Below are 9,368 nucleotides of genomic sequence, written 5' to 3' on the forward strand. Positions count from 1 at the left end.
CCGTTGAGTGCTGGGTATTCGCCCCGTGATCGCTCACGACAGGGCGAATACCCAGCACTCAACGGGTCTGTCAGTCGACTGCGTAGGCGCGGACGACCTTCTTGGTCACCGACGCGCCCGCCGCGTCCCACGCCTCGACCTTGAGCGAGACGTGCTCGGCGCCGGCCGGAGCCCTGACCGTCGCGACGAACGTCCCGTCACCGGTCCGGGTCACCTTGGCCCGGTGCCACGTGGCGCCGTCGTCGGCCGACCACCACAGGCGGGCGCCCTCGACGGTCGACGTGTCGTATGCGCCGTCCGGGTAGCCGGCGCCGACCCGCACCCGCGTGGCCGCCGGGGCGGAACCCGACGGGTCGAGCCCGCGCACGTCCCACGTGGTGTCGAGGACCGGCGGGTAGGCCTCCTCGGCGTCGTCCGGCCGTGCGTGGAACTCCCACTCACCGGTCACACTGGTGGCGAGCCGGTAGGCGGGGTCGTCGGGCGTGCTCTCCAGGAGCATCCGGTAGTCGGCCCCGCCCTCCGGCACGGTGGGGAAGGAGTAGGGCTCGGGGACGTCGTCGATCAGCTCGCCGTCCTGCCAGACGCGCAGGCGTTCCACGATGTCGGAACCCCACAGGACACCCTCGTCGGCGTCGGCCCGGCCCGACGGCGTGAGCCAGAGGGAGTTCCCGCCGGTCTGCATGACCGGTGTGACCGCCGTCGCCGACGGGGCGAGCGCACCCGTCGCCAGCCCCTGCCGGGCGCGGCCCGGCTCGCTCCAGACGTGTCGCACGGCCTCGGTGAGCACCACGCCGACGCCGTCCTCCTGGATCTCGGACCCGAGGTACCACCTGCCCGGCAGGGCCGTCACGTACTCGGTGCGCCGCGTGCCGACAGGGATCGCCTCGACGGCTCCGCCCGCGATGATGGTGCCCGGCTCCCAGTAGTGCCGCCGCGCGAGGTGGGTGTCCCCGACGGACGCGCCGTAGCTGGTGTCGACGGCGACCGTGGTGCGGCGGTCGCCGACGAGGGCAGGCACCTCGACGCCCTCGCTGTGGTGGGCGAGATCGTAGCGGTAGGGCGCGGCCGCCCCGTCGCCCGAGGTGGGCGGCAGCAGCGTCGCCTGGACGATGGTGTCGTAGTCGCCGTGCTGCGCGGCAGGCACCGGGGTCAGGGCGAGGTCCGTCCCCGGCCCGTACATCACGTTGACCCCCGCCGTGACGACTTCCGCCGAGTCCTCGGTCTCGATGGAGAGGCCGAGGCTCGCCAGCTCCGCCGGGCGGTGCGTGGAGGTGGTGACCTCCCGCGCCGTCGTCCCGTCCAGGAGCACCTCGGCGTCGGCCGTCGCGTCGACCTCACCGCTCGACAGGAACAGTGCGTCGGTTACCGCGCCGTCCTCGTCCAGCGTCTCGATGAATGCCACCGGGCTGTAGACGCCCGGGACGACGCGTGCCGTCGCGACCCCGTCCTCGAAGTGGAGGTTGGTGCCGAAGAGACCGCCGTTCTCGACGTCCAGCTTGATCGCGGCGCCCCAGGTGTCGGCGGTGACGGGCTCGCCGGCCCGGTCGACGGCGCGCACCGTGAGGTTCACGTACTCGCGCTCCTTGGCCCAGCCGACGGGTGTGCGCACCTGTGTGCCGTCCGTGCCGGTGGCGACGAGCATGCCGCCGACCGGGCCGATCGCGCCCGGGCCGTCGGCAGCGGTCACGTCGACGGTCGCGGTCCCGCCCGCCGGCACGACCACCGAGTCCGCCGACAGGGTGAGCGCGGCGGCGACGGAGGTGCCCTCCGAGTCGGTGACGTCGCCGGTGAGGGCGAGCGTGACGTCGTCGGATCCCGCGTTGGTGTAGGTCACGGTGTCGGTGGCCGTCTCGCCGTCGTGCGGCCAGGCGAACGTGCCGAACGAGACGGACGGCGTGGCCGTGACCTGCTGCGCGATGGCGCCGGGGACGGTGATCCGCCCAGCGCCCTCGGTCCAGACGTCCGCGCCCGTCGGCACTGCCGAGCCCATCAGCGCGGACTTGAGGGCCGTCGCGTCAAGGTCGGGCCTGGCCTGCTTGAGCACCGCTGCCGCGCCTGCCACGTGCGGGGCGGCCATGGAGGTGCCGCTCAGCGCGACGTGCAGGTCGTCGACGACGTCGCCTCCCGTGGTTCCCGCGGCCCGGGCGGCGACGATCCCGTCGCCCGGGGCGACGACGTCCGGCTTGAGCAGCCCCTCGGCGGCGCCGCCGCGGCTGGAGTAGTCCGTGACCTCGTCCGCGTCGTCGACGGCGCCCACCGTGAGGGCCTTCGCCGCGATGCCGGGCGAGCCGACGCTGCCCTGGCCGAGCTCGCCGAAGTTGCCCGCCGAGACGACGAACAGCGTCCCGTACTGCTCGGTCAGCGCGTCCACCGCGACGGCGTCGGGGGAGGGGACGTCGAAGAACAGGCTGCCCAGCGACAGGTTCACGACGTCCGCGCCCTCGGCGGCCGCCCACTCCATGCCCTCGATGACGCCGGACAGCGTGCCGTCGCCGTTGTCGTCGAGCACCTTGCCGACCAGCAGGTCGGCGTCGGGGGCGACGCCCCTGTTCACGCCGTCGGACGCGTCGCCCGAACCGGCGAGGATCGAGGCGACGTGCGTGCCGTGGCCGTCGCCGTCGACCACGTCGCCCTTGCCGGAGAAGTCGCGCTCGCCGACCACCACCTCGTCCAGGTCGGGGTGCGTCGCGTCGATGCCCGTGTCGAGCACGGCCACGGTGACACCCTCACCGGTGAACCCGGCCTCCCACGCCTCGGGGGCGCCGATCTGCGGGCTGGAGTCGGCGTCCGAGGTGCGGACCGGCTGGTCCAGCCAGACATACCCGACGCCGCCGCCGTCCGCCTTCTTCGCGGAGGGGCCGGCCGGTGCGAGGGCGTCGAGCAGCTTCGCCGCCCGGCCCTTCGGCAGGACGTCGACCACCGCGCCCACCGACTCCAGCTTCCGGTCGGGCGTGATGCCCGACGCCGCCCAGTCCTGCCTGGCCGGCGCCGCGGTGCGGGCGCTCTTGTCCAAGGAGCCGGCCGCCGCGGCGGACTGGACGATCACGGGCAGCGTGTCGCGCGACGCGTCGTCGTACCCGGCCTTGACCAGGCCCGCCACGTCGAACAGCGCCCGGTCCAGCCGGCCCGGGACGAGTCGCGCGACGTCGCGTGGGACGACGTAGAGATGCTCTCCCTCCCGCTGCTGGAAGAACGCCATGCCTTCGCGGCCCGCGCCGGGCTCCGCCGTGGCCGTGACGGAGCCGTCCGGCGCGGTCCGCACCGTGACGACGTCGCCGGTCAGCAGCGTGACGGTCGCGGGGCGGCCCTGGCTCGCGGCTGCCGGGGACTCCTGCTCGTGGTGTGGTGCCGGTGTGTCCTGCGGGACGGCCGCGGTCGCCCACGTCCCCCCGCCCAGTGCGACCGCCATCGCGACCGCCGCTGCACTTGCCTGTCTACGCATCGGGTCTCTCCCGTCCGGGTCGAGCGCGCCGCCTGTGCGGCGCCACGGTCAACAGACGCGCGAGACCGGGAGATGGGTTGCGTGACCTGCGGAATCAGGTCCGCGTTCGGGTGCGGAGGCGTGCGGACCTCGGCTGGAACCGCCACCAGGCCCGCTGGATCAGGAGGCACGTCACTGCGCCGGCCACGATCATCGCGACGTTGATGCCGAACTGGGCCAGCGAGCCGGTGGCCTCGTTGCCGACGCCGTAGGCGAGGGCGACCGCCGCATTCCCCACCGCCGGGACCGTCGTCACCGAGATCAGCACGCCCACCAGGACGCCGGAGCGGCCCGAGGTGAGCGAGATCATGCCTGCAGCCCCGGCCAGGAAGCCGACGATCCAGCTCAGGGTGTCCGGCGCCCAGATGAACGACGTCTGGGGCCGGTCGGCCAGCAGCGTCGACTGGTCGGCGAGGCCCCAGGCCTGCAGCAGCAGGGCCATGACCACCGACGCGACGAACCCGGCGCCGAACCCGGCGGCCAGCGTGGTCACGGCCCGTCGGACCGTGCGCCAGCGCCACCCGACCAGCCCTACCGAGATCGCGGCCAGCGGCCCGAAGTCCGGGCCGACCACCATGGCACCGACCACGAGGATCGGCTGGTCGAACAGGACGCCGATCATGCCGATCGTCGTGGCAAGGGCCATGAGCGCGAGGTAGCCCAGCGAGGTGCGCGCCTCCACCTCCGTGCGGCCCACCACCTCGTGCCAGACGAGCGCGTCCTCCGGCAGGCCGGGGGCGGCGTCCTCCGCGCGCCTGGCGTGGTGGGACAGCGAGGTGTTGACGGACTCGACGGCGATGGATCCTTCGCGCTGCAGACCCAGGTCGGTCAGCCGCTCCAGCACGGGGCTGAGCGCCTCGCGGGCGACGTCGGCCATGACGACGTCGCCCGGCGGGTCGACCGCGCACTCGTGGAGCACCATGACGTTGGTGGCGGCGGGGTCGGACCGCAAGAGCTCGAGGACGGCCGGGGTGCTCGCGGCCGGGCTGACCACGCGGAGGTGTTGCATCACGCCGAGACTCTAGCCGGGTGAAACGACGCTCAGCGACGGCATCCAGGCAACCTTGACGAGCGGGTCACGGCTCAGGCCTGCTGGATGGCGCGGAGGATGCCGCTGCCGGCCTCGCGTTCGGCGGCGCTCCCCGCGTCGGCGAGGTGGGCGACCGCCTGCAGCATCGCCCAGGCCCGGACCCGTTCGAGGTCCGCGCCGAGCCCGTCGGCCACGGCGTGCAGCAGCTCGGTGCCGCGGACGGGCCCGTGGACCTGCTGCTGGAACAGGAAGTACCCGCCGTCGAAGGCGCGTTCGGCCAGCACCGGCTTGGGGTCGATCAGCAGCCAGGGCTCGCGGACGGACGAGACGACGTTGCTCAGGTGGTTGTCGCGGTTGGCGATCCCGACCTCGTCGGCATCCGTCAGCGCGTCGCAGAGGTCCGCGCCGAACGCGAGCTGTTCGGCGACGTCGGGCGATCGGCCCGCGGCCTCGTCGAAGTACTCGGCCCAGCCCTTGAGGAGGTCGGCGGCCCTGGGGATCTCGGGGTAGCCGACGACGGGGACCGGGACGCGCCAGAGCCTGCGGAACAGGTCGCACGCGATCGCGAAGCGCTCCCGCGCGGCGTCGTGCTCGCTCAGGCCGGGGAACTGGCGGGCGAGCAGAGCCGTTCCCGGGCGGGCGCGCTCCAGGAGCATCGCGCCGGAGCCGGCGTCGTACTCGAGGAGGCGCACCGCGCCGTCGCCGTCGTAGGCGGCGAGGGCGGTCGGCTCGGACCGGTTCTCCACGTCCTGCAGATCGACCTTGAGCACAGCGGGGGTGCCGTCGGCCCGGTCGAGCGGCAGCACGTAGGCGGTGGTGCCGCCGGTGAACGGTGCCCCGGCGGGGTGCAGGTCCCACGTCTCGGCGAGGCGGTCGACCGTCGCGGGGAGCGCGTCGACCCAGGCCCGGCCCCGGTCGCCGTACCAGTCGAGGGCCCGCTGACGTACGGGCGCGGGGAGCGGCGCGAAGGACATCGCACAAGTATCGGGACGGAGGTTCTCCGGGCCAACGTTTTTCGCTGGGGCGGAGGCGCCGGCACTGCGACGATTGCGCCCCGGCCACCGCGGCGGCGGCGTCCTGCAGGCGATCCTGTCGGCGACGGAGGACTGGCTCCGGGGTATCGGCGTCCCGCAGGTGCGGCTCCACGTCAACGAGCACAACCTGCGCGCCCAGGGTGCCTACCGGAAGTGCGGGTACGTCGACACGGGCGTGCGGGTCGAGATGGTCGACGGGGTCAACCACGAGATGGTTCACGACCTGCGGAGCGGGACGGACCGTGCCCCGGGCGCCACCCGTACGACCTGGGTATGACTGCCGCGACGGCAGGACCAGACCAGGGCCGGATGCGGCACCAGGACGTGTCTCCGTAGCGTCTCTTCCATGGAATTCACCGCTCATGCGACAGGGGCCTCGCCCGCTGTGCGCGCACGCTCACTGACCAAGACCTATGGGAAGGGCGAGGCGGCCGTGCGGGCCCTGGACGGGGTGGACGTCGACTTCGAGCAGGGCCGGTTCACGGCGATCATGGGCCCGTCGGGGTCGGGCAAGTCGACGCTGATGCATCTGCTGGCGGGTCTGGACTCCGCGACCAGTGGTCAGGCGTTCCTCGGGCAGACGGAGATCACGGGTTTGAACGACAAGGCCTTGACGCGGTTGCGTAGGGACCGGGTCGGGTTCGTGTTCCAGCAGTTCAACCTGTTGCCGATGTTCACGGCCGAGCAGAACATCACCCTGCCGGTCGAGCTCGCCGGTGGGAGCGTGGACCGGGCGTGGTTCGAGACCCTGGTGGAGACCCTGGGGTTGCGGGGTCGGCTCACGCATCGTCCGGGGGAGCTGTCCGGTGGGCAGCAGCAGCGGGTCGCGATCGCGCGGGCGCTGATCGCGCAGCCTGATGTGGTGTTCGCGGACGAGCCGACGGGCAACCTGGACTCGCGGTCGGGGGCTGAGGTGTTGTCGTTCCTGCGTCGTTCGGTGCGGGAGCTGGGTCGCACGATCATCATGGTCACGCATGACCCGTCGGCTGCCGCGTATGCGGATCGTGCGGTGCTGATCGCGGACGGTCGGATCGCGGGTGACATCAGTGATCCGACGCCGGACTCCGCGATGGCCGGGCTGGACGCACTGCGCACCCTCGAACCCGCCGTCGCGACGACCCCTCGCGCCTCCGCCTTCGAGACAGGTGCGTGATGTCGACGTCTCCTAACTTCCCCACCGCCCGGCTCACCCTCGGGCAGATGCGGCGCAGCGTCGGCCGCCTCACCGCCGCGGGAGTGGCGATCCTGATCAGCACGGCGTTCGTCACCGTGACGCTGCTCGCCGGCGGTGTCATCCAGGGCACGACGCACGACATGGTCGCGGCGCAGTACGCGAAGGCCGACGTCGTCGTGGCCACGACCGACGACAGCTCGTTCACCGCCGACGACATCGATGCGGTCGCCGCCGTCGACGGCGTCGCGACCGTCCAGCCGCTCACGAGCTGGTTCGGCGACCTGCGCAACGGCGGCAAGGGCGGCTTCCAGACGTTCGCGCCGGTTCCCGAGGACCCGCGGCTCTCGCCGCTCGAGCTGACCGACGGCGCCTGGCCGGCCGCCGACGGCGAGGTGGCTCTGACGTCGAACCTCGCCGAGCGGCTCGAGGTCGGCCTCGGCGACACCGTGACGCTCAAGCGCACCGTGTACCCCGAGGGCTGGGCCGACAGCCGGTCGGACGACCCGGCCGCCGAGCTCGGCCAGCCGGAGGACGTCACCGAGACCCTGACCGTGACCGGGCTCACCGCCGACCCGTACGGCGCGTACTCCGTGTACGGCGGGGCCGCGGCGGTTCCCGCTGCCACGCTCGACGCCTGGAATGCCGCCGAGCCCTACCCGAACCCGGTCAGCGAGCTGCTCGTCGCACTCGACGCACCGCTCGACGGCGGAAGCGTGCCCGGTCCGCTCGCCGGGTCGCTCGACGCCGCCGCCGGCGGGTCCGACCGCGGCGTGACCGTCGACACCACCGAGGAGGTCGCGACGGCGCGGGCCGCCGCGCAGACCGGTGGCCAGGACCTCGTGTTCCTCGTGTTCGTCATGACGTTCGCCGCCATCGCGCTGCTGATCGCGGCCATGGTCATCACCAACACGTTCCAGGTGCTCGTCGCCCAGCGGACGCGGACGCTCGCCCTGCTGCGCTGCATCGGCGCCGGGACCGGCCAGCTCTATCGCAGCGTGCTGCTCGAAGCGGCGATCCTCGGCGTGGTCGCCTCCGCGGTGGGCATCCTGACCGGTGGGGTGCTTGCCCAGGTCGCGCTCATGGTGGCACCCGCCTTCGACCTGGGCGTCCCGCTGCCCGCGACGATCGCGCCGACCTGGCAGGTCGTGGTGCTCCCGCTCGCGGTGGGTGCCGGCGTGACCGTCCTGGCCGCCCTGGCCCCCGCCCGGTCGGCCACCCGGGTCGCGCCGCTCGCCGCGCTGCGGCCGTCCGACGCCCCGACGCTGCGCGCCCGCTCCGGCCGCACCCGCCTCGTGATCTCGCTGCTCGCCCTGGTCGGCGGCTTCGCGGCGCTCGGCGGCGGAGTGGTCCTCGGGATGAACGGCGGCACCCAGTTCGGTCTGGTCGCCGCGGTCGGCGGTGGTGCCCTGGCGTTCTTCGGCGTCGTGCTGAGCGCCGTGCTGTGGCTGCCCCGTGTCGCCGCGCTGCTCGGCTCGCTCGTGGCCCGTACCGGTCCAGCGGCTCGCCTGGCGGTCGCCAACACGTTGCGCAACCCGCGCCGGACGGCGGCGACCTCCACGGCGCTGCTCATCGGCGTCACGCTGGTGACCATGATGTCCACCGGCGCGGCCAGCGCCCGGATGTCCGCCGACAGCCTGCTCGACGAGCAGTTCCCGTACGACGTGAGCGTGTCCGCCTCCTCGTCCGAGTACGTCGAGGGTCTACGCGACGCCGTCGCCGACACCCCCGGCATCGCGGACACGGCGCTCGTGACGAACGCGACGGTCACGCTCGGCGAGACGGAGGACATGAGCATCGTGGCCGCGGACCCCGCAGAGCTCGCCGCGGTGGTGAACGTGCCGCAGGAGGAGGCCGGCCGGCTCACCGACGGTTCCATCCTGCTCACCCAGGGCACGGCCGACGACATGTCGCTCGACGCGGGCGACCCGATCACCGTGGCGGGCGCCGACGGCTCGGTCGACCTGACCATCGTCATCACGACCGCCGACGCACTCAACCGCACCATCACGACCGCCGACCTCGCCCGCGCGGACGTCCCCGCCGACAGCACGACGACCGACATCTGGGCGCGGATCTCGGGCGGCGAGGCGACCACCGTGCTCGCGGACGTCCAGGACGCCGTCGCGCAGGTGGACGGCGGTGCGTTCGTCATGGGCCCGGCCGCCCAGGCGGCCCAGTTCCGGCAGGTGGTCGACGTGATCCTCGGCATCGTGGTGGGCCTGCTCGCCGTCGCCGTCGTGATCGCCCTGATCGGCGTCACGAACACGCTGTCCCTCTCGGTCATCGAGCGGACCCGCGAGTCCGCGACCCTGCGGGCCATCGGCCTGAGCAAGGAGCAGCTGCGCGGCATGCTCGCCGTGGAGGGCGTGCTCATCGCGGGGGTCGGTGCGGTCCTCGGCATCGTGCTGGGGCTCGTGTTCGGCTGGGCGGGCGCGGCCACCGCGCTGTCCGTCATGGGCGACGTCCGGTACGCCGTCCCGTGGGCGGACCTGGGCATCGTCCTGGCGGTCGCCCTCGTCGCCGGCCTGCTGGCCTCGGTCCTACCGGCCCGGGCCGCCGCACGCACCTCGCCGGTGGCGGCGCTCGGCGTGGAGTGACGCCGGTCGGTTGATCTGGTTGCGCCGCGCGGGCGGCTGACTTCGGTCAGTG

At 73.3% G+C, this 9,368-nt stretch carries 6 protein-coding genes; 3 read left to right on the plus strand and 3 right to left on the minus strand.

Going from position 1 to position 9,368, the window contains the following annotated elements; all coding sequences use genetic code 11:
- Positions 1-70 precede the first annotated feature (70 nt).
- The 3 genes from ACFWE2_RS22670 to ACFWE2_RS22680 form a co-directional block, all read right to left on the minus strand.
- Positions 71-3,442 (minus strand): S8 family serine peptidase, encoded by a 3,372-nt coding sequence (locus tag ACFWE2_RS22670; RefSeq protein ID WP_377226465.1) that lies wholly within the window; start codon positions 3,440-3,442, stop codon positions 71-73.
- A 94-nt stretch (positions 3,443-3,536) separates the two neighbouring features.
- Positions 3,537-4,490, minus strand: coding sequence for a DUF389 domain-containing protein (locus ACFWE2_RS22675; protein WP_377226470.1), 954 nt, complete (start codon positions 4,488-4,490; stop codon positions 3,537-3,539).
- Between the two features lie 74 nt (positions 4,491-4,564).
- Complete coding sequence (locus tag ACFWE2_RS22680; protein WP_377226466.1) at positions 4,565-5,485, minus strand: aminoglycoside phosphotransferase family protein; 921 nt, start codon at positions 5,483-5,485, stop codon at positions 4,565-4,567.
- Between the two features lie 73 nt (positions 5,486-5,558).
- On the opposite strand from ACFWE2_RS22680, the gene ACFWE2_RS22685 reads away from it, so the two are divergent.
- The 3 genes from ACFWE2_RS22685 (at position 5,559) to ACFWE2_RS22695 (ending at position 9,316) form a co-directional block, all read left to right on the plus strand.
- On the plus strand, positions 5,559-5,822 hold the full coding sequence (locus tag ACFWE2_RS22685; RefSeq protein ID WP_377226467.1) for a GNAT family N-acetyltransferase: 264 nt from the start codon (positions 5,559-5,561) through the stop codon (positions 5,820-5,822).
- A 69-nt stretch (positions 5,823-5,891) separates the two neighbouring features.
- Complete coding sequence (locus tag ACFWE2_RS22690) at positions 5,892-6,698, plus strand: ABC transporter ATP-binding protein (protein ID WP_377226468.1); 807 nt, start codon at positions 5,892-5,894, stop codon at positions 6,696-6,698.
- On the plus strand, positions 6,698-9,316 hold the full coding sequence (locus ACFWE2_RS22695; protein ID WP_377226469.1) for an ABC transporter permease: 2,619 nt from the start codon (positions 6,698-6,700) through the stop codon (positions 9,314-9,316). The genes ACFWE2_RS22690 and ACFWE2_RS22695 overlap by 1 nt, the downstream gene beginning before the upstream one ends.
- Positions 9,317-9,368: the final 52 nt, after the last annotated feature.

Origin of the sequence: Promicromonospora sp. NPDC060271, assembly GCF_042726755.1 — a bacterium.
Lineage (GTDB): Bacteria > Actinomycetota > Actinomycetes > Actinomycetales > Cellulomonadaceae > Promicromonospora.

Bases quoted from the DNA above. Each gene is read 5' to 3' on its own strand.
- ACFWE2_RS22680 (WP_377226466.1), bottom strand. From the start codon at position 5,485: ATGTCCTTCGCGCCGCTCCCCGCGCCCGTACGTCAGCGGGCCCTCGAC.
- ACFWE2_RS22695 (WP_377226469.1), top strand. From the start codon at position 6,698: ATGTCGACGTCTCCTAACTTCCCCACCGCCCGGCTCACCCTCGGGCAG.
- ACFWE2_RS22670 (WP_377226465.1), bottom strand. From the start codon at position 3,442: ATGCGTAGACAGGCAAGTGCAGCGGCGGTCGCGATGGCGGTCGCACTG.
- ACFWE2_RS22690 (WP_377226468.1), top strand. From the start codon at position 5,892: ATGGAATTCACCGCTCATGCGACAGGGGCCTCGCCCGCTGTGCGCGCA.
- ACFWE2_RS22675 (WP_377226470.1), bottom strand. From the start codon at position 4,490: ATGCAACACCTCCGCGTGGTCAGCCCGGCCGCGAGCACCCCGGCCGTC.